The sequence below is a fragment of the Micropruina sp. genome, assembly GCF_047607385.1.
Lineage (GTDB): Bacteria > Actinomycetota > Actinomycetes > Propionibacteriales > Propionibacteriaceae > Micropruina.
Map to the genome: position 1 here is coordinate 1 of NZ_JASGDE010000106.1, position 20,482 is coordinate 20,482.

Sequence of the window (20,482 nt, forward strand, 5' to 3'; positions counted from 1 at the left end):
CGGCTGTGCCCCCCGCACAAGAAGAACTCTGCCCGGCCAACCTCAACCCGCCATCCCAACAACCTCAACACCGCCACAAGATCCACCCCGAAACACCCACGAACAGGGCTCCCGAACGATCCGAGAACGGGCCGGACGACCCGGGACAGCACCTGAACAACACGAGAACCGTCCCCAACCGTTCGAAAACCAACCGCCCAGAACCGTCCCCAACCGTTGAGAACCGTCCCCAACCGTTCGAAAATCAACCGCCCAGAACCGTCCCCGACCGTCGAGAACCGTCCCCGGTCGGCTGGCGCGGTCAGCCGGCGAGGACACCCAGGGCGTTCAGGCGGGCGTTCAGGGCGCGGCGTCCGGCGCAGTCCACGGTGGCGACGATGACGTCGAGGCCGGCGATGGGTTCGGTGAGGGCGTCGGCCAGTTCGGCGGACGTGGTCACCCGGCGGGCTCGGACGCCGTGGGCGGCGGCAAGCGCCACCATGTCGACGCCGGAGGGCGTCCCGAAGACACGGTCGAAGGCACCGGCGTAGCGTTCTTCGCCGTACTCGAGGGTGGCGAAGATGCTGCCGCCGGAGTCGTCGGCCACCACGATACGGAGGTCGGGACGCCGCTCGCCCAGCCCGGCGGTCAACCCGTTGCCGTCGTGCAGGAAGGTCAGGTCGCCGCAGAGCAGGGTCAGCGGGGCGTCCGAAGCCAGCGCGATGCCGACGGCGGTCGAGACGGTGCCGTCGATCCCGGCCAGGCCGCGGTTGGCGAACACCCGCCCCCGGCCCAGCGACGCCAGGTCGGCGTCCCGGATCGGCTGGCTGTTGCCCAGCATCAGCAGCCCGTCCCCGGTCGCGGCGACCACCGCGGCCGCCACCGCCGGCCCGGTCAGCACACCCTGACCGGCCAAGACCCCATCCACCCGAGCCGACAACTCGACATCCGCCGCACGCCAGCGCGCCAGCCAGTCCGGGTCACCCGGCTCGAGCAGCACACCCGGCAGCACCTGGGTCGCATGCCAGGTCGGGTCCACCCAGTCCGGGCCCGAACTGACCACGATCAGCTCGACGTCGTCCCTTGCCAGCAGCTTGTTCACCGGACGCGACAAGGTGGGGTGACCGAACACCACCACCCGCTCGACCTGCTCGGCCAGAGTCGAACCGAGCAGCAGCCGTCCGGTCCGCAGCGCCGCCGACCGGGCGTTGCTGGACGGTTCCGCAACCAGCGGCAACCCGCCCACAGCAGCCGCCGCGGCAGCCTGCCGTCCGACGGCCTCGGACGCGTCGCCGCACAACACCAGCGTGCGAGGACCGGCCGGCAACGCCACCGCCTGCGGCGCCCCAGCAGCACCTCGCGTCACCGCCCGCACCGCCGGCAGCGCAGGGTCGCCGTCCACCAGCGGCTGGTCGAGCTCCACGTTCAGTTGCACCGGCCCGGGACCCTCCTCGGCGAGCAGGCAGGCCCGCGCGGTCTGCGCCGTCCAGGACGCCGCCGGCGCCGCCGACGACACCCGCGCCGACCAGCGCACGAACGGGTCGAACAGCCGGGACTGGTCGGTGGTCTGGTTGGCGCCGAAACCGACCAGGGCGGCGGGCCGGTCGGCGCTGATCACCAGCAGCGGGACGCCGGCGTGGTGCGCCTCCATCACCGCCGGCATCAGGTTGCCGACCGCGGTCCCGGACGTGGTCACCATCGGCACCGCGCGTCCGGACGCCTTGGCCAGGCCCAACGCCAGGAACCCGGCGCTGCGTTCGTCGACCCGGACGTGCAGCCGCAGCCGTCCCTCCGCCTCGGCGCGGGCCAGCGCCAGGGCCAGCGGCGCGCTGCGGGAGCCGGGCGCGAGCACGGCGTCGGTCACGCCCTGGGCGCACAGTTGCGCCACGATCGCCACGGCGCACTGCGGTGAACTCACCTGGATCCCTCTTCCACCTCGGACAGCCGCCGACGCCACCAGTGGTCCAGTTCGTCCGCGGCCCGCCAATCATCGCCGCTGGGGAAGCGCTGATCAATGCTGTTCCGAGCGAGGACGTGCCCGGCGGGATGAGCTGCGGACGCCGCAGCCGGGACATGCTTGATCAGCGGTTCCCTGGGAACGACCCGGCGCACCTCGAGCGCACCGTCGACGGCCACCAGCGGGTCGTCCACCACGTCGCGGGCCAGCAGCGCGACCGTGTTCAGCCCGCAGGCATAGGGCAGTTCGGGCAGCGCGGCCGCCAGCGCCACCCCGGCGGCGATCCCGACCGAGGTCTCCAGCGCCGACGACACGACGACTGGCAGGCCGAGCCGTTCGGCCAGCTCCAGACAGGCCCGGACGCCGCCCAGCGGCTGCACCTTCAGCACCGCCACGTCGGCCGCGTCCAGCGCCGCGACCCGCTCCGGATCACCGGAGCGCCGGATCGACTCGTCTGCGGCGATCGGCACCTCGATGCCCGACCGGGCCAGCCGCAGCCGCAACTCGGCCAGCTCCTCCACGCTCGCGCAGGGCTGCTCGGCGTACTCCAGGTCGAACCGGGCCAGTTCCCGCAGCCCCCGGACGGCCTCGTCCACGCTCCAGGCGCCGTTGGCGTCGATCCGTACCCGTCCGGACGCCCCCAGCGCCGCCCGCACCGCCTCCACCCGCGCCATGTCGTCGGCCAGCGACTGGCCGCGTTCGGCGACCTTGACCTTGGCCGTCCGGCAGCCCCCGGCCAGGGCGAAGGCTCCGGCGCGTTCGGCGTCCACCGCGGGGACGATGCTGTTCACCGGCACGCTGGACCGCACCGGATGCGGCCAGCCGACGTCCGCCGCCTCGACCGCGGCCCGCCACCAGGCGTCGATCTCGGGGCGGGTGTATTCGGGGAACGGGCTCCACTCCCCCCAGCCCGCAGCGCCGCGCAGCAGCATCCCGGAGCGTCGCGTGACGCCCCTGAAACGCGTTGTCAGCGGCAGGTCGTAGGTGAGCGGGACGCCGATCAACGCAACCCCCACCGGTCACGCCCGTCGAAACCCTGCCGACGGAAAGTCTCGACCGTGGCGACCAACGAGCATCGCCCATCGGATCCCATTCAGCCTCCGATCGCCAGGCCGAGGGCCAGTCCGGCGGCGGCGACCAGTTCGGCCAGGCCGACCAGTTTCAGCACCGTGATCAGGGCCCGTCCGGCACCGCCGGCGAGCACCTCGCGCGCCGGACCGGCCAGCAGCACCACCGCGAGCAGCCCGAGCAGCGCCCACCCGGTGGTCAGCAGCGCCACGATCACCACCCCGGCCAGCGCGACCACGACCAACGCCACGAAGAACCAGCGGGTGCCGCGGTCGCCGAGCCGGGTGGCCAGCGTCCGTTTGCCGGCGGCGATGTCGCCGTGCAGGTCGCGCAGGTTGTTGGCGACCAGGATGGCGCAGGCCAGCGCGCCGATGGTCACCGCGGCCGCCCAGGTGGCCGGGGTGGTGCGGCCGGCCTGCACCAGCACGGTGCCGCCGACGGCGACCAGGCCGAAGAAGACGAAGACGAACAGCTCGCCCAGTCCGAGGTAGCCGTAGGGGTGTTTGCCGCCGGTGTAGAACCAGGCCGCGGCGATCGCGGCGACCCCGACGGCGAGCAGCCACCACAGCTGGGTGAGCACGATCAATCCCAGTCCGGCTAGGGCGGCGACCCCGAAGCAGGCGAATGCGGCGGCTTTCACGCTGCCCGGGCTGGCCGCGCCGGAGCCGACCAGCCGCATCGGGCCGACCCGGTCGGCGTCGGTGCCGCGGATGCCGTCGGAGTAGTCGTTGGCGTAGTTGACGCCGATCTGCAGGGCGAGCGCGACCAGCAGGCAGAGCAGGGCGAGCGGAACCGAGAACGCGCCTTCGAAGGCGGCGATCCCGCTGCCGGCCAGCACCGGGGACACCGCGGCCGGAAGGGTCCGGATCCGGGCGCCCTCCAGCCATTGACTCGATGTGGCCACTCAGCTCCCTTCGGCCCACAACCGGCGCAGGCTCCGCCGATCGATCTTGCCAGTGGAGGTTCGGGGCAGACCAGCGACCCGGCGCAGCTGCCGGGGAATCGCGGACGCCTCGAGCCGGCCGGCCAGCCGGGCGCGGCAGTCGTCCACGCTCAGCGGCAGCTCGGTGAGCGCCACGATCCGGGTTCCCCAGCGTTCGTCGGGGACGCCGAGCAGCACCAGCGCGCCGGGTCCGAAGACGGCGTCGGCGGCGCGTTGGGCGCGTCCCAGGTCGACGTTGACGCCGCCGGTGATCACCACGTCGTCGAGGCGTCCGAGCACCTGCAGCCGGCCGTCGGACCAGCGGCCCCGGTCGTGGGTGAGCAGCGTCCGGACGCCGTCCGCGCCGGTGCGCAGGGCCGCGGCGGTGGCGTCCGGGTCGAGCCGGTAGCCGGAGAAGACACAGTCGCCGGCGATCGCGATGCGGTCCCGCTCGCCGATGTCGATGCGGACGCCGTCCAGCGGCACCCCGTCGTAGACGCAGCCTCCGCAGGTCTCGGCCATGCCATAGGTGGCGACCAGGGTGATGCCGGCCGCCCTGCCCCGGCTCAGCAGCGGTGCCGGGATCGCGGACCCGCCGACCAGCACGGCGTCGAAGCGGGCCAGGGCGGCGACGGCGTCCGGGTTGTCCAGGGCACGGTGCAACTGGGCGGCGACCACAGAGATGTAGGTGCGTCCGGGCCCGGTCGGCAGTTCGGTCAGATCGGACGGCACCACGCTGATCCGGGTGCCGGCGACGGCCGCCCGGGCCGCGGTCATCAGCCCGGCCACGTAGTGCAGCGGCAGCGGACAGACCCAGTCGCCGGGTCCGCCCAGCCGGCGATGGGTGGCTTCGGCGGAGGCCCGGATCGCTGAGGTGCTGAGCAGGACACCCTTGGGGTCTCCGGTGGAGCCGGAGGTGCCGATCAGCACCCCGGCATCGGGTTCGAGCGGACGGCCGGCGAGATCCCAGGACGCCGGAACGGACGCCTGGTCGGCGACCACCGCGATCGCCGGCCCACCGGAGAGAACCTCGGCGACGGCGTCCGGGACGCCGGGGCCGCTGATCACCGGGATGCGCACCCGCTTACCCTAATGCCGTTCGGCGGACGCGTTTCCGAGGGGCTCCGGCGTCATCACCCTGCGCCGGGGAACTCTCGCCGAGCAGCACGGCCCGCAGGGTAGATTGGGGGTATGCCGCGGATCATGCCAGTGGTGCTTCTGGCCCTTCTGGTTATCTACTGCCTGATCGAGGTCGCTCAGGCCGATCCCGACCGTGTCCGCCTGGTGCCGCGGTGGCTGTGGGTGGCGCTGATCATCCTGCTGCCCGGCATCGGTGCGATCGCCTGGCTGGTGGCCGGGCGTCCGTTGCGCCAGCAGCAGCCGCCCCGGCATCCCCGGGCCCCCGACGACGATCCGGATTTCCTGCGCGGCCTGTAGTCGTGGCGAAACCCCCACCGATCCAGCCCGCCAAGGTCCCGGCACCACGCAGCCCAACCTCAAGAACACCCAAAGACCGCCTCAGCATTGGCTCACAGGGCATCCGCCGAGTTTCTCCCGCACGAATCGTGTGGCACTCTCGTCTGGTGCCTACACTCGTCCGTCCCGCGTTGGGGATCGTCGCCGCCCTCGCGGTGAGCGTCGGCTTCGCCGGTGTCGCGCAGGCCGACACCCGGACGCCGAGCGAGATCGTCATCCCGACGGTGCCGCCGGGCGACGACCGCGGCGACCAGGTGTCCCGCGACACCGTCCGCCCCGATCTGCTGCCCGAGGTGGTCCGCGCCCTGGCCGACCGGCAGGATGCGTTGAATCGGGCCAAGACCGATATCGCCGCCCGGGAGCGGACGCTGCAGGTCAACGAATTCGTCAAGCAGCGTGCCGCGGCCGAGAAGAAGGCCCGCTATGCCGACCAGGTGAAGAAGCTCGGCTACGACCCGAAGAAGACCGCGCCGCGCGATATCGCCAAGAAGATCATGCTTGCCGAATACAAGTGGGGCGAGGACCAGTTCGGCTGCCTGAACAAGATCTTCACCCAGGAATCGCAGTGGAAGTGGAACGCCACCAACCCGTCCTCGGGCGCGTACGGCATTCCACAGTCGCTGCCGGCCAACAAGATGGCCACCGAGGGCGACGACTGGAAGACGAACCCGGCCACCCAGATCAAGTGGGGGCTGAAGTACATCAAGCAGCGCTACGGGACGCCGTGTCAGGCCTGGTCGTTCAAGCAGGGAGCCGGCTGGTACTGAGCGACCCGCTCGCCACCACCAGCCCGCCGGGGCCCTCGCGACCCGGACGCCGTGCGACCACACCATCACCCGGATGTGATTTCCGGAGCTATTCTTAGTCAGCCACAAAAACTGCGTGGACAATCAGGCGCGCAATCCGGGCAGGCACCCTACAGTTCGCCCTGTGGCTCACCGTCTCGCCCCCAGACTGGTCCTATGGCTTTTCCCTGTCGTCGTTGTCGCACTGATTGTCGGCCTGGTGTTTGCCGTCATCGCGGCAAAGGATGCCCTCTTCGGAAGCGACAGCAGTGTTACCCCGATGCTGCGCATTCTGGTCGTCCCGCTGGTGGTTGCGCTTTTCTTCGGCGCCCGCGCCGCGGCCCGGTACCAACCGGAGCCTGCTGAGGGCGTCGAGATTGTGCCCGCGGAGCATCCGCAGCTGTGGGCCGAGGTCGCCGAGTTGGCGGCGCTGGCCCAGACCGCCGCCCCGAGCCGGATCGTGATCGTGCCGGAGGTGAACGCCGCCGTCGCGGAGGTCTCCGGACGCCGTGAGCTGGAGATCGGGCTGCCGCTGCTGGCCACCTTCACCCGTGGCGAGTTGCGCGCCGTGCTGGCCCACGAGCTGGGCCATTTCGCCGGCGGCGACACCGCGGAGTCGGCGCGGATCGCCCGCCGGCTGGTGCTGCTGCAGCAGGTGCGCGCGAAGGCGGGGGTGCTGTGGCGGTGGTTCTTCACCCTCTATGCGGCCGTCTATGCGCTGGCGGCCGGGCCGGCGTCCCGGGAGGCTGAGCTGCGCGCCGATCAGCTGTCGGTGCTGGCGGCCGGGCCGCAGACCGCGTCCGAGGCGATGCGGGCGATCGTCCGTGCCGACCTGACCTGGCGGGTGCTCGGCGAGGACTATGTCTGGCTGTTCGAGCTTGCCGGACGGCGGGCGTCGCTGCGCGAGGGGATGCAGCAGCTGCTGGCCGCCAACGCCGACGAGTTGCGGCCAGTGGTGACCCGCATTCTGGCCGAGGAGAAGCAGCGCGCCTCCGCCACCCACCCCCCGCTGCGGGAACGCATCGCGCACTTCGAGGCCGCGGCCCAGGCCGGCGCCACCGAGCCGTCACCGCCCTACGACCCGGGCCTGCCCGCCTACGAGCTGCTCACCGGTGGCGGCGCCTGGCTGGACGCCGCCGAGGGCGGGCTGACCGTGCAGAACTGGCCGCTGGTGTCGTGGCACGAGGTGATCGTCCGCGGCATCCGGCAGCAGGTGAACGCCGAAGCCGAGCAGACCGGTGCGCGGGCGCGCAGCAAGGGCCTGGGCGACGGCCGGCTGTACTACCTGTTGGCGCTGATCGAGCAGCCCGAACCGGGATCCGATCCCGACGACGTGGTGGCCGTCCTGTACGCGCCGGTGCTGTCGGCGCTGCTGGGGGTGGGTGCCGCCCGGGTGATCCCGTCCTGGACCGCGGAGGCGCGTTTCGCCGCCCCCGACGGCTCCGATCTCGGCATCACCGAGCGGCTCCGCGCGGCGGTGCAGGCGCGGAACAGCGGCCCGGTGCGCGCCTGGCTGGCCGGGCTGGGCGTCGATGTGCTCAACGCCCGGGCGGCCACCGACGTCCCGCAGTGGCTGGCGGCCGCGTCCCACCTCACCGGTCCCTGGGAGGGCCGCCGCGACGTCCACCTGTGGACCACCGGCATTCTCGCCCTGCCGCTCGACAAGGCCGTGGTCAAGGAGAACAAGGACCAGGTCTCTGACAAACACCAGCACCCGCGCCTGTACTGCGCGCGCTCCGAAGGCGTCGACGCCGGACGCCGCAAGCCCGGCGCCCTGTGGTGGGACGCCGCCCAGATCGTCGGCGCCGACGTCACCGGACGGGTGAAGCCCCGGATCACGTTCACCCTGGCCGACCGCAGCACCCTCGCCATGACCGGCACCCTGGAAACCGCACTGGTCGACTCCCCCGCACACCTCGGTGAAGCGGTGCACTATCTGGGAGCCCCCAAGGTCTACTGAGATCCTGTCGAGCTTTCCTGCACCCGTCCCCGTTGGCCGCGCGTCCACTTCGCGGCCTCCCTGCCAGCCTCCGCGGCCTCTTCCATCGCCTGCCTGGCGTTCGCAACCTCATCGCCGAGCTCACCGATGTCGGGGACCACGACAACATCCCAATCAGAATGATCGACGCCGGACACAATGGTGTCGTAGTAGTCGATGACCTGCTGCCGGGCCTTTTCGAGAGTGCGCACCGGGTGATCGGATCGCCCTCACGCCGCAACTCCCAGCCACCGAGCCAGCGGTGAGCAGTGATGGCGATAGTGACCATCGCGCCTCCTTCGATCGTGCGATGAACTCCAGCGCCTTCCGGACCAGGCCGGGGACACGGTCCGGGTCTGTGTAATGACCACGGTCTCGGCACCCAGTAACCACACCTCGTGGTCACCCTTGCCCTGGCGGCTGACGTAGCCCGCGGCCTTGAGCAGCTTGCGGTACTCCATCGGTCGCACCAGCAGCGTGGTCAAATCCCGGCTAGACAGCATCTATCTAGGTCCCCTAGACCCCGCCGACATATCGCCAGTTGGCTGGGGGCGCGCCTCACTGTGTCGCAAGTTCTGGTGGACGCTTTGAGGGCTCGAGGTCTCGACAAGCTCGACCAACGGCATGGGATCGGCAGGCTCGACCAGCGGCGAGGTCTCGACAAGCTCGACCAGCGGCGAGGTCTCGACAAGCTCGACCAACGAAAGATCTAGTTGCGGCGCTCCACCGGGGGAATGATTCCGTCTTCGATCGCTCGGCGGAAGAGTTCCAGTTTGTTGTTCGCCGGACGGTTCACCTGGGTGTATTTTACCCGAATGCGCTTCAGGTATTCCTTGACGCTGTTCTCGGTGATGTAGAGCTGTTGGGCGACTTCGGGAATCTCCAGGCCGGCGACATACAGCGACAGCACCTGCCGCTCCCGGGGTCCGAGGCTGGCAGCCACGTAGCTGGTGTCGGATTCGATGGCGGCCAGGATCTCCTGGGAAAGCACCATCTGGCCCTCGGCGACCGATTTCAGCGCCTCGATGGTCTGGGCGATCGGTTCGGCTTTGCGGCAGATGCCGTCGGCGCCGCCGGCCAGCGCCCGGCGGACCAGCCGGATGTTGTCGGCGATCGAGTAGACCAGAATCCGGTAGCCCACCTCGGCGAGGCGTTCGACGTTGTCCTTGGGGTCGGAGTCGTCGCCCAGGGACAGGTCCAGCATCACCACGTCGGCGTCCACGGTGTCGGCCAGGAAGGCGTCCACGGTCTCGTGCGAGCTGACCACGCTGACGAAGCCGGCGGCGTGCTGTTGCAGGGCGGCCCCCACGCCCAGGCGAATCGCTTCGTGATCGTCGATGATCGCGGTCCGGATGATCGGGGTATCGGTCTCGGTCATGTCTTCCTCACAGTGACGGTGCCGGCCTCGTCAATCGTAGTGAGGTTGCGTTCCGCGTCCACTTGGAGGATGGTCACCGCCTCGGCGTAGCCCTCGGGCGCGGTGCGGGCGACGATCCGTCCCTTGGTGGACGCGCGGACCAGCTGCTCCAGCCGGCGCAGCGTGGCGCGGCGCACCGCCTCGGGCAGCTTGGAGCCGCGGTTGTCCACCAGGACGACCTCGACGCCGCGTTCCCGGGCGGCCTGGATGGCGTCCGACACCCCTTGTGAGATCAGGTTCCCGGCCCGCAGGGAGTCCCGCAGCCGGCCCTCCAGGACGCGGCAGGCCTCCCGCTCCTCGGCGCTCAGCTGATGGCTGGGGTCGGCCAGATTGGTCAGCAGCGGACCGATCTGGTCGCGCAGTTCGGTCAGCCACACCTCGCGCAGCACCAGCTTGGAGAAGCTCTCCGCCATCGCCCGGGTGTTCTGCCGGGAACTGCTGCGCACCCGCACCAACTGCTCGCCGATCCCGCGGACGCCGCGCAGCACCAGGGTAGCCAGCACCAGCCACAGCACCGGCCCGAACGCCACCTCGAGGAACACATAGAGCCCGAACGGATCGCGGTAGGTCCACAGGAAGGTCTGGATCAGGAAGATCCCCAGCCCCGCCCAGGCGATCGCCCGCTGGCCGCGGACCAGCACGGTGATCAACAGCACCATCACCACCGCGCCGTGCCAGGCGCTGTTGCCGGCCAGCGCGGCGTGCGGCGTGGCATCGTGCATCAGCTGGGAGATCACCGACAGGCAGGCCACCACCAGGATCGCCTCGACGGTGCTGATCCGCCGCTCCCCCGCCCGGCGCAGCGCGACGCCGGTGGCGACCAGGGCCAGGCCGAGCGCGCCGAAGGAGAGCGGACCGGCGTCCCCGGTCTCAGCGGCCAGCAGCCCGACCAGCACCTGGACGCCGACCACCAGCCAGACCAGGAACAGGAACAACTCCACCCGCAGCACCGACCGCACCGCCTCGGACACTCGGCGCCGCGACATGGCGTCCCCGGTTCGCTCGCGTCCGGTCCAGAGCAGGCTGACCAGGGTGCCCTCACCGATCCGGGAGGTGATCTGCATCGAGCCGCCGATGTGCTTCATCCGGTCGTTCATCGACACCCGGATGCCGAACCGGTTCGCCGGCAGGGACGCCGGGTCGAAGCCCTTGCCGTCGTCGCGGACGTCGACCCGCACCTGCTGGCCGCCGCCGTCCGTCCGCGCCCCGATGGTGATGGTGACGTTCTCCGCCTCGGCGTGCCGGGTGACGTTCAGGGCGGCCTCCCGGGTGGCCTGGCCGAGCACGGAGACGATCTCGGGGCTGACCAGGAACTCCTCGCTCTCCGGGTCGACAACGACCTGCGCCTGCGGGCAGACGCTCTCCACCATGTCCTCGATCAGCCGCCCCAGCTGCTGCGGGGTGAGCGGCTGTCCGGCGTCCGTCGCGGCGCCCGCGGACGCCAGCGCGTCCACCGCGGTCTGGGCCAGGTCGGCCACCTCGGCCCGGGACTGGTCGGTCTGCACGGCCGCCACCAGCGTCGTCATCACCCGGTCGTGGACGATGCCGTCCAGCACGGTGCGCTGCTCGTTCAGCGCCTCGTCGATGGCCAGGTCGGCCTCCACCCGCTGCGAATCGGCGGTGGTGGTATCGAGCTCGTCGACGGCGTTGGCGAAGAACTGGATCAGCAACAGCAGGGCGGCCGGCAGCACCAGCAGGGTGAGCACGTCCTGCATGGCTTCCAAGGCGTCCAGGTCGCCGCCAGAGCGGGTCATCCGGACGAAGCCGAAGGTCAGCGCCGCCAGCACCGTGTAGCCGAAGCCGATCGGGACGGTGGTCGCCATCGCGGCGCAGACCGCCGCCACCCCGAGACTCATCCACAGCCAGGGCGAATGTTCAGCGGTCGCCGGGGTCGTCCAGGCCAGCGGCCAGGTGGCCAGGCCGATCAGATTGACCAGCGCGTACGCGCCGCACAGCCAACGGACGTCGCCCAGCGACCAGGCATAGATCGGCATCAGCAGGGTGAAGCCGACGATGCCGCCGCCGACGGACGCCAACCAGGCCGGATGCAGGTATTCGAGCTGCCCGAAGGCGATGAACAGCGCCGGCAACAAGGTGGCCAAGCAGGTCATCGCGACCGCGCGGGCGAGTCCCAGCCTCAGCCCGGCGGCAGTGGCGCCCCAGGCAGAGTCCGCTCTGCCCAGATTGCCCGCACGTTTCCTGCGCGGCACTAGACAGCCCGGCCATCCAGCCGGTCACCGGGCCATGCCCCTGCCGGCGAGGGCTCACCCGACCCGCGGACAGACTTCAGCCCCACAGGTCGTGCGTCCCTCATAGGGGTCATCCTGCCACCGCCGTCCGGGGTGTTTCCAGACCAGCCGATCCGGTCTGGGTCCAGGCAGACCGCTGCGCCGCGTCCGTGCCCGGACGAAACGATGCTCCCGCTTCCCGTTCGAGGCCGACCGGACGGCCGCGGGTGGGACGACCACAAGGTCATGGGCGCCCGGCTCGCCAGGCCGCGAGCCCGGCGTGCGGCCGGCCCCAGCACCTGGTGCGCCACACCCATCTCAACTCCCGAAAACTACCGGTGGTACCAGAAGTACTAGCTGCACGGATTCTGCTATCCGGCGTAGGCGTTGCTGAACGCATCGGCCGCGGCGACCGGCTTGGCGATCAGCTTGGACGTGGTCAGGAACTCCGCCATCGCCTGCCACTGGGCGGCGTCCAGGGCGGGGGCGAAGCGTCCGTCGGTGAGCCCCATCAGGTCGATGGTGGCGTCCAGCACCGCCTCCGCGTTGGGCCGGGCGGACGCCGTCCAGCCGGGGATCTGCTTGGCCGCGAGGTCGATCGCGCCGGACCGGTCGGCGGTGGTCGCCTCGATCGCCTTGCCGGTGGCCGCGACCACCTGGCGGACCACCGCGGGGTTCTTGTCGGCGTACGCCTTCGAGGTGAGCAGGCAGGTGCTGACCAGCGGCACCGTCCCGGACGCCACCGGCAGCGCCCGCGGCTCGGCGCCGGCGAGCTTCAGCTGGACCAGTTCGTTGGTGCGGAAGCCGACCACGGCGTCCACCTTCTTCTCGGTCAGCGCCGCCCGCTGGGTGAAGCCGACCTCGACGATGGTGACGTCCTGCTCGGTGAGCCCGGCGCTGGCCAGCGCCACCTGGGCACCCAGCCAGGACTCGCCGAACCGGCCCGGGACGCCGAGCGAGCGTCCCTTCAGGTCGGCCAGCTCCTTGATCGGGGAACTGCCCAGCACGATCACGTCCACCGGGAACGCCTTGTAGTAGGCGCCGACGGCGATCACGTCGACGCCTTCGGCGCGGGCCTGCATCGCCTCGCTGCCGGCGGCCACCAGGAAGTCCTCGTTGCCCGAGGTGAGCGCGGTGAACAGGCCCTCGGTGGCGCCGTGGTGGCGCAGGCTCACCTGCGCCTCGACGCCGGCGAAGAGCTGCTGCGCCTCGGCGACGTAGAAGGGCGCGAACTGCACGTTGGGGATGTAGCTCAGCCCGATGGTGGCGCGAGCCGCCGGGGTGGATGCCGACGGCGTCCCGCTCGGGGCGGGCGCGGCGGTGCAGCCGGCGACGCCGAGGGCGAGGGCGGCGGTCAGAAGGGTTCGGCGGTGCATGGGGTCTCCTCAGGTCAGGGACTCGACGATGGCGGAGCGGCGCTCCCACCAGGCGATCAACGAATAGGCGCCGGCCGCGATCAGGCAGAGCCAGGCGATGGTGGCGAACATGCCGGCGGTGTCGACGGCGTCCCGCTGCACGGTGAGCACGGTGCCCAGGCCGCTGCCGCCCATCACCATCTCGCCGACCACCGCCCCGGTGACGCTCAGCGCGAAGCCGTTCTTGAACCCGCCGAGCAGGGACGGCAGCGCCAGCGGCGCCTCCACGTGGCGGAGCAGGGCCAGGCTGCCGGCGCCGTCGAGCCGGGCCGCGTCCACCACTTCGCGGTCCACCATCCGCAGCCCGGTGACGGCCGCCACCAGGATCGGGAAAAACACGATCAGCGCGCACAGCAGCACCACCGGCACCAGCCCGTAGCCGATCCAGAGCACCAGCAGCGGGGCCAGCGCGATCGCCGGGATCGCCTGGGTGGCGCCCAGGAACGGCTGCACGGCGTCGGAGAACCAGGCCGACCGGTGGATCGCGATCGCCAGCGGCAACGCCGCCAGGGCGCCCAGCAGGCAGCCGCCGATCGCCTCGGCGAGGGTCACGGCCAGGTAGGGCCACAGGGTGCCGGCGACGGCGTCCTCGACGATCCGGGTGAGCACCCCACCCGGTCCGGGCAGCAGCAACGGGGACGCAGCCGAGGCCGCCAACAGCCACACCACAAGCAGCAACAGTCCGAACAGTGCGGGCGCGAGCAGCCGCCGGCGCTGAGGGCTCAGCTGGCTCATTGGTCTCCTCCGGTCCGCGTCCACGCGTTCCGGGGTCGGCGCAGCAGAATGCGCCAATGACGGCGGACGTCGACGACGACCACCGTCCGTGCTGCCTCCCATCCGGACTTTCACCGTCGGTCCCGGAATTCCACCGGATCAACCACTGCACTGCAGCGGGTCGCGGACTGTCACCGCCGGTTCGGACTTACACCGACCCCGGAGCACGAATCGGCGTCAGTATATGCCCGCCCCGTCCGGACGCCTCCGCCGGCCGCCGTCCGAACGCCCGGGCGGCTCGGGGATGGTCGGCGACGACCGTCGGGGACGGTTCTAGTCGTCCCACCGTTCATCGGGGACGGTTCTAGCCGTCCCACCGTTCATCGGGGACGGTTCTAGCCGTCCCACCGGGTCCGGCGTCGGGCCCCGGCCAGTAGACCCCTGCCTAACTACCTACGCCCTCCCGTAGGTGGGAGGGCGTAGGTAGTTAGGCAGGGCCTTTTGGGCGGACGGGCACGATCGGGACAGCCCCCGACGGGGTCCGCACAGCGTCCGGCACAGCTGCACACAGCAATCGCACAGGTTGACCTCCTAGCGTCGACCGGGCCAACCCGCTGAGGAGATCCGAATCCATGTCAACTGAAACGCCGACGGCGCCCATTCCCCGGCGCCGTTTTCGCATGTCGGGCAAGAAATGGCTGTGGCTGAGCGTGGCCGTGCTGGTGTTGGCCGCGGCCGGCGTCGGCGGCTTCCTGCTGCTGCGGCCCGCCGCGAACCGGGAACCGCAGGCGTTCAGCCGCACCGTGCAAGCGACCCAGGGCACCCAGACCCAGACGGTCAGCCTGGACGGCACGCTGAGCCCGCGCAAACAGTCGGACGTGAACTTCGCCGTCTCCGGAACCATCACCGACGTCTACGTCAAAGCCGGCCAGAAGGTGAAGAAGAACCAGAAGCTGGCCCGGATCGACGACACCGACCTGGCCGATGCCGTCGACGTGGCCGAGGCCAATCTGACCACCGCGCAGGCCAACTACGACGAGGTCGTCGACAACGACGGCAGCACGGCCGCGATCAACTCCGCCAAGGCCCAGGTGGCCTCGGCGAAGGCCTCGCTGACCAGCGCCAAACAGGACCTCAACGCCGCCGTGCTGCGCTCCCCGATCGCCGGCACGGTGGCCGCGGTGACCGCCGAGGAGGGCGACAGCGTCAGCGGAAGCGGGACGTCCTCGGCGTCGTCCAGCCGCTCGAACACCTCCGGCAACGCCAACAGCTCCAGCAACGCCAACTCGTCGACTTCGTCGGCCAGCAGCGCCCAGTTCAGCGTGATCTCCACCGCCACCTGGAAGCTGGAGGGCAGCGTCGGCAGCGCCGACCTGGGCAGCCTCAAGGCCGGGCAGAGCGTCGCGGTGACGCCGTCCGGGGCCAGCAAGGCGATCAAGGGCACGGTCGCCTCGGTCGGCATCGTGGCCACCTCGACCAGTGACGGCGCCGCCACTTTCCCGATCGTGGTCAACCTCTCCGGCAACCACACCGACCTGTACTCCGGGACGACCGCCTCGGCGGTGATCACCACCGGCAGCTACCCCGACGTGCTCACCGTGCCGACCGCGGCGATCCGCACCGAGAACGGCAAGACGGTGGTCACCAAGGTCGACGGCAGCGCCACCAGCACCGTCGAGGTGAGCGTCGGACGGGTGTTCGGCAGCGACACCGAGATCACCAAGGGGCTGTCGGACGGAGACAGCGTGCAGATCACCTTCGTCCGGCCCAACGCCACCAGCAGCACCGGCAGCCAGCAGCAGGGTCAGGGACCCGGCGGATTCGGCGGCGGGTTCGGGGGCGGCCTGGGCGGCGGCCAGCCTCCGGGCGGCGGCGGGAACGGCAACGGCAACGGGAGGCAGGGCCGATGATCCCGATGCTGCACATGGTCGACGTCCGCAAGACCTACTCCACCGGGGTGGTGCAGGTGGAGGCGCTGCGGGGCATCGACCTGTCCGTCGCCGAGGGCGACTACCTGGCGATCATGGGCCCGTCCGGCTCCGGCAAGTCCACCCTGATGCACATCATCGGCTGCCTGGACGTGCCCACCTCCGGCAACTACGAACTGGACGGCACCGACGTCGGCTCGATGACCGAGAAACAGCTGGCCGAGGTGCGCAACCGCAAGATCGGCTTCGTCTTCCAGCAGTTCAACCTGCTGCCCAGCCTGACCGCGCTGCGCAACGTCGAACTGCCGCTGGTATACGCCGGCGTGCCGGCCGCCCAGCGCCGCGAGCGGGCGATGGCGGCGCTGGAACGGGTCGGGCTGGGCGAACGCGTCCAGCACCGTCCCGGTGAGCTCTCCGGCGGCCAGCAGCAGCGGGTGTCGGTGGCGCGCGCCCTGGTCACCGACCCGGCACTGCTGCTCGCCGACGAGCCCACCGGCAACCTGGATTCGCATTCCACCGAGGAGATCCTGGAGCTGTTCGCCGAGCTCAACGAGGCCGGACGCACCATCGTGATGATCACCCACGAGCTGGACGTCGCGCAGCGGGCCCGGCAGCGGGTGTTCATCCGCGACGGCCTGCTGTCCTGGTCCGACTCGCTGCTGGGGGCCGTCCGGTGATGGCCTGGTCCGAGACCGTCCGAACGGCGGTCGCCGCCCTGAACGCCCGCCGGATGCGATCGCTGCTGACCATGCTCGGCATCCTGATCGGCATCGCCGCGGTGATGCTGACGGTGGGCCTGGGCCAGGGCGCGCAACAGCAGATCACCTCCCAGATCAACGCGCTGGGCTCCAATATGATCATCGTCAGCCCTAGTCAGGGCACATCCAGCGGTGGCTTCCGGGGCGGCGGCAGCGCGGCCTCGACGCTCACCACCGCGGACGCCGCGATGCTCGCCGACCCGGCCGTCGCCCCCGACATCGCCGCGGTCGCCCCGGTGTCGACGACGTCCGGATCGCTGCAGTCGGCGTCCACCACCTGGACCTCGACGGTGGTCGGCACGGTGCCGGACTGGCAGACCGTACGGGCCCGCGAGGTCGGTTCGGGACGGTTCTTCTCCGCCGACGAGCTGAACTCGGCACAGCCGGTCGCGGTGATCGGATCGACCACCGCCGAGGAGCTGTTCTCCACCGGTTCGCCGATCGGCCAGACGGTCAGCGTGAACGGGCAGTCCTTCACCGTGATCGGCGTGCTGGCCTCCGAGGGCTCGTCCCTGTCGGCCAACGAGGACGACACCGTGGTGGTGCCGCTGACCACCTTCGCGGCCCGGCTGTCCACCTCGGGCAACGCCAACAGCGTCTCGTCGATCTACCTCTCCGGACGCGACGCCGACAGCCTCTCCGCCGCCTACCAGCAGGTGCACACCGCGCTGCTCGCCTCGCATCAGGTGAGCACCGACGACGCGGACTTCTCGGTCAGCACCCAGGCGTCCCTGGTGGAGACCGCCACCTCGATCACCGGCGTGCTGACCCTGTTGCTCGGCGGCATCGCCGGCATCTCGCTGCTGGTCGGCGGCATCGGCGTGATGAACATCATGCTGGTCTCGGTCAGTGAGCGGGTCCGGGAGATCGGCCTGCGCAAGGCGCTCGGCGCCACCCCGGGGGTGATCCGCCAGCAGTTCCTGGTGGAGGCCGGCATCCTCGGCATTCTCGGCGGGCTGCTGGGCGTCGGCATCGGCGTGCTCGGCGCCGTGGTGCTGACCCCGGCGCTGGGCATCGGCGTCGCCATCTCGGTGCCGGCCACCCTGCTGGCGCTGGCGGTATCGCTGGGCATCGGCCTGGTCGCCGGCGTCTACCCCGCCACCCGGGCCGCGAAGCTGGCCCCGATCGACGCATTGAGGAGCGAATGATGGCCGTCAACCCACGACTGCGCGCGGTGATCATCGCCGGGAGCGCCCTGGTGGTGGTCGCCGGCGTCGGCATCGGCGTGGCGGTGGCCTCACCGTCCGGACCGGCCCGCTACGTGACCACGACCGTCGGCACCGGGGACGTGACGCAGACCTACACCACCTCGGGCACGGTGTCCCGGACGAACACCGCCACGGCGTCCTTCGCGGTGAGCGGGACGGTGAGCAGCGTCAAGGCCGCGGTCGGCGCCACGGTGAATGCCGGCGACGTCCTGGCGACCCTGAAGAAGGGACCGCTGCAGCTCGCGGTATTGCAGGCCGAGACCTCGGTCGCCGAGGCGAAGGCGTCGCTGTATTCGGCCGAGCATCCGTCGTCGAGCAGCAGCCGGACGGGGGCCGGCACGAACAAGTCGGGCGCGGGTTCCTCCTCGTCCGGGACGGGTTCGGGTGCCGGCACCGGCACCGGCACCGGCACCGGTGCCGGTTCCGGTTCCGGTTCCGGGCAGCGGGCCGGGGTGACCATCGATCCGGCGGCACTGATGAACGCCACCAAGCAGGTGACGGACGCGGTGGCCAAGGAGTCCACGGTGTGCGCGCCGGTGTTCGGCGCCGTTCCGCAGCCGGATCCGAGTGCGAGCCCGAGTCCGTCGGCCAGCCCGAGTGCGAGCCCGAGTCCGTCGGCCAGCCCCAGCGCGACGCCCACGTCCAGCGGGACGAGCAGCGCGACGGTTTCGCCGAGCGCCGGTGGGTCGGCGTCCGGGAACGGATCGGCGACCCCGAGCGCGACGACGACCCCGAGCGCGACGACGACCCCGAGCGCGAGTGTGAAGGACCAGGCCGACACCATCGAACGCAACGATCCGAGCACCGCCGAGCTGAAGGCCTGCGGCGAGGCCCGGGCCCAGGTACAGCTGGCCACCGCCGGGCTGCAGCGCACCGTGCAGCAGCTGCTCAAGCCGAGCACCGGCTCGACGGGTTCGTCGAAGTCCGGCACCGGTTCGGCGTCCGCGAACGCGGGTTCCGCCAGCTCGACGCCCACGGTCAGCGCGGCCCAGGTCGCGTCCGCCAAGGCCAAGCTGCTGCAGGCTGAGCAGCAACTGCAGTCGGCGCAGGACGATCTGGCGAACACCGAGCTGCGGTCCCCGATCTCCGGCACGGTCGGCAGCGTCGGGCTGACCGCCGGGTCGGCGTCCGGGAGCGGGGCGATCGTCGTGGTCGGCAGCGGCAACGCCCAGGTGACCTTCGAGTTGCCGCTGAAGACCCGGTCGCTGGTCGCGGCCGGGCAGCGGGTGAGCGTGGCGCCGGCCGGATCGACGACGACGCTGGACGGCACGCTGACCGCGATCAGCGCCGTCGAGACCAGCGGCACGGCCGGTGACACCCCGACCTACACGACCACGGTGACGGTGTCGGATCCCGACCAGCTGCTGGCCTCCGGCGCCAAGGCGTCGGTCAACCTGCCGGTGAAGAGCGCGACCAACGTGGTGCGCGTGCCGGTCTCGGCACTCACCCCGACCGGAACGGGTACGGGAACGGTGCAGGTGGTCGACAGCGCCCGGGCCGAGAGCGCCAGCACGGTGAACGTGACCACCGGCGCGGTGGGCGGCGGCTGGATCGAGATCACCAACGGGGTGAAAGCCGGCGACCTGGTGGTGCTGGCCGACAACACCGCGGCGCTGCCGTCGAACACCACCGGCCGCCGCACCACCACCGGCAGCACCCGAGCCAGCGCCTCCCCGAGCACCTCGGCACAGCCGGTGAACCCGTCCACGGCGCCGAGTGCGGCACCCTCGGCGTCCCCCAGCCGGTAGGCGTGGTCCGAGTCGCCGGCCTGAACCTGCGGCGAGGCCGCCGGTACGCCGGGGACGGTTCCTTTCGTTCCGCTCAGGTTGAGCGGAACGATGGGGACGGTTCCTTTCGTTCCACTCAGGTTGAGCGGAACGATGGGGACGGTTCCTTTCGTTCCACTCAGGTTGAGCGGAACGAAGGAACCGTCCCCTCGTCCCACCCTCGCCCCACGGCGTCCAGGTGGAGTCACTCCTACAGGTGACAGTCCCGGATTGAGCCGGCCGGCCGCAGCCCCCTAGCCTTGGAGGCGCCGGCGGAACCGCCGCCGGATTCGGGGGATTCCGGGGGGAATCGGGCTTTCATGCGCAAGGTCATTTGTTTCGTCGCTGTCGGTTCTGCACTCGCTTTGGCGCTGGGGCCGATGAACTCGATCGCCGCCCAGGCCACGTCCCAACCGAGCAGCGTGGCGTTGCCGACGGCGAAGTCTTCGGCGAAGAAGGCTCTCTACAAGAACTGCACGGCACTGAACAAGAAGTACAAGCACGGCGTCGGCCGGGCCAACGCCAAGGACAAGGTCTCCCGGGGCAAGCCGGTGAAGAACTTCACGAAGTCCACCAAGATCTACAACGAGGCGATGAAGTACAACCGCGGGCTGGATCGCGACAAGGACGGCATCGCCTGCGAGAAGCACTGACCTGACCGTCACGGAACCGTCCCCGATCAGCTGAACGATCGGGGACGGTTCCTTTTGGTTCAGGTTCGGGGACGGTTCCCCGCGGCCCACGGGGTACCGGTGGGACGCTGGCGGTGGGACGCTGGGGACGGTTCCTTTCGTCCCATAAGTAGTACCTGTGGGACGAAAAGAACCGTCCCCGTCGTGCCACTGGTACTACCTGTGGGACGAAAGGAACCGTCCCCAGCGTC

At 70.8% G+C, this 20,482-nt stretch carries 17 protein-coding genes and 1 riboswitch; of the genes, 8 read left to right on the forward strand and 9 right to left on the reverse strand.

The genetic code is table 11. The features are described from left to right. Positions 1–301: 301 nt before the first annotated feature. The 4 genes from menD to QM582_RS09730 form a co-directional block, all read right to left on the reverse strand. Positions 302–1,897: a 2-succinyl-5-enolpyruvyl-6-hydroxy-3-cyclohexene-1-carboxylic-acid synthase gene (gene menD, locus QM582_RS09715; protein WP_415083925.1), complete on the reverse strand. Its 1,596-nt coding sequence runs from the start codon at positions 1,895–1,897 to the stop codon at positions 302–304. Further along, the gene (locus QM582_RS09720; RefSeq protein ID WP_415083927.1) at positions 1,894–2,952 is read right to left on the reverse strand and encodes an o-succinylbenzoate synthase; all 1,059 of its coding nucleotides are present in this window, start codon (positions 2,950–2,952) and stop codon (positions 1,894–1,896) included. The genes menD and QM582_RS09720 overlap by 4 nt, the downstream gene beginning before the upstream one ends. A 77-nt stretch (positions 2,953–3,029) precedes the next feature. Beyond that, entirely contained in the window at positions 3,030–3,908 is an 879-nt protein-coding gene (locus QM582_RS09725) for a 1,4-dihydroxy-2-naphthoate polyprenyltransferase (RefSeq protein ID WP_415083929.1), read from the reverse strand. Further along, positions 3,909–5,006, reverse strand: coding sequence for an AMP-binding protein (locus QM582_RS09730; RefSeq protein WP_415083931.1), 1,098 nt, complete (start codon positions 5,004–5,006; stop codon positions 3,909–3,911). Positions 5,007–5,129: 123 nt separating this feature from the next. Between QM582_RS09730 and QM582_RS09735 the strand changes: the two genes are divergently transcribed. From QM582_RS09735 to QM582_RS09745, 3 genes are all read left to right on the forward strand, one after another. After that, a complete protein-coding gene (locus QM582_RS09735; protein WP_415083933.1) occupies positions 5,130–5,363 on the forward strand; it encodes a PLDc N-terminal domain-containing protein in 234 nt (77 codons plus the stop codon). Positions 5,364–5,509: 146 nt separating this feature from the next. After that, positions 5,510–6,169 carry a transglycosylase SLT domain-containing protein gene (locus QM582_RS09740; protein ID WP_415083935.1) on the forward strand — a complete coding sequence of 220 codons (660 nt, stop codon included), beginning with the start codon at positions 5,510–5,512 and terminating at the stop codon, positions 6,167–6,169. A 298-nt stretch (positions 6,170–6,467) separates the two neighbouring features. Then, entirely contained in the window at positions 6,468–8,147 is a 1,680-nt protein-coding gene (locus QM582_RS09745) for a M48 family metalloprotease (RefSeq protein WP_415083937.1), read from the forward strand. Here QM582_RS09745 and QM582_RS09750 read toward each other — a convergent pair. The 5 genes from QM582_RS09750 to QM582_RS09770 all read right to left on the reverse strand — a co-directional run bounded on the left by QM582_RS09750 (position 8,141) and on the right by QM582_RS09770 (position 13,960). Further along, positions 8,141–8,377 (reverse strand): hypothetical protein, encoded by a 237-nt coding sequence (locus tag QM582_RS09750; RefSeq protein WP_415083939.1) that lies wholly within the window; start codon positions 8,375–8,377, stop codon positions 8,141–8,143. The genes QM582_RS09745 and QM582_RS09750 overlap by 7 nt on opposite strands. A gap of 497 nt (positions 8,378–8,874) precedes the next feature. Next, positions 8,875–9,543: a LuxR C-terminal-related transcriptional regulator gene (locus QM582_RS09755; RefSeq protein ID WP_415083941.1), complete on the reverse strand. Its 669-nt coding sequence runs from the start codon at positions 9,541–9,543 to the stop codon at positions 8,875–8,877. Next, positions 9,540–11,684: a sensor histidine kinase gene (locus QM582_RS09760; protein WP_415083943.1), complete on the reverse strand. Its 2,145-nt coding sequence runs from the start codon at positions 11,682–11,684 to the stop codon at positions 9,540–9,542. The genes QM582_RS09755 and QM582_RS09760 overlap by 4 nt, the downstream gene beginning before the upstream one ends. Before the next feature lie 497 nt (positions 11,685–12,181). Continuing rightward, positions 12,182–13,186, reverse strand: a complete 1,005-nt coding sequence (locus tag QM582_RS09765; protein WP_415083944.1) for an ABC transporter substrate-binding protein — start codon at positions 13,184–13,186, stop codon at positions 12,182–12,184. A 9-nt stretch (positions 13,187–13,195) separates the two neighbouring features. Then, positions 13,196–13,960 carry an ABC transporter permease gene (locus QM582_RS09770; RefSeq protein ID WP_415083946.1) on the reverse strand — a complete coding sequence of 255 codons (765 nt, stop codon included), beginning with the start codon at positions 13,958–13,960 and terminating at the stop codon, positions 13,196–13,198. An 84-nt stretch (positions 13,961–14,044) separates the two neighbouring features. Then, positions 14,045–14,171, reverse strand: a riboswitch (FMN riboswitch). A gap of 448 nt (positions 14,172–14,619) precedes the next feature. On the opposite strand from QM582_RS09770, the gene QM582_RS09775 reads away from it, so the two are divergent. The 5 genes from QM582_RS09775 (at position 14,620) to QM582_RS09795 (ending at position 20,252) form a co-directional block, all read left to right on the forward strand. Continuing rightward, positions 14,620–15,849: an efflux RND transporter periplasmic adaptor subunit gene (locus QM582_RS09775; protein ID WP_415083947.1), complete on the forward strand. Its 1,230-nt coding sequence runs from the start codon at positions 14,620–14,622 to the stop codon at positions 15,847–15,849. Beyond that, positions 15,846–16,544: an ABC transporter ATP-binding protein gene (locus QM582_RS09780; protein WP_415083949.1), complete on the forward strand. Its 699-nt coding sequence runs from the start codon at positions 15,846–15,848 to the stop codon at positions 16,542–16,544. Before QM582_RS09775 ends, QM582_RS09780 begins: the two co-directional genes overlap by 4 nt. Then, positions 16,544–17,773: an ABC transporter permease gene (locus QM582_RS09785; RefSeq protein ID WP_415083951.1), complete on the forward strand. Its 1,230-nt coding sequence runs from the start codon at positions 16,544–16,546 to the stop codon at positions 17,771–17,773. The genes QM582_RS09780 and QM582_RS09785 overlap by 1 nt, the downstream gene beginning before the upstream one ends. Next, the gene (locus QM582_RS09790) at positions 17,773–19,581 is read left to right on the forward strand and encodes an HlyD family efflux transporter periplasmic adaptor subunit (RefSeq protein WP_415083952.1); all 1,809 of its coding nucleotides are present in this window, start codon (positions 17,773–17,775) and stop codon (positions 19,579–19,581) included. Before QM582_RS09785 ends, QM582_RS09790 begins: the two co-directional genes overlap by 1 nt. 338 nt (positions 19,582–19,919) lie before the next feature. Beyond that, positions 19,920–20,252, forward strand: a complete 333-nt coding sequence (locus QM582_RS09795; protein ID WP_415083954.1) for an excalibur calcium-binding domain-containing protein — start codon at positions 19,920–19,922, stop codon at positions 20,250–20,252. The last annotated feature ends 230 nt before the right edge of the window (positions 20,253–20,482 follow it).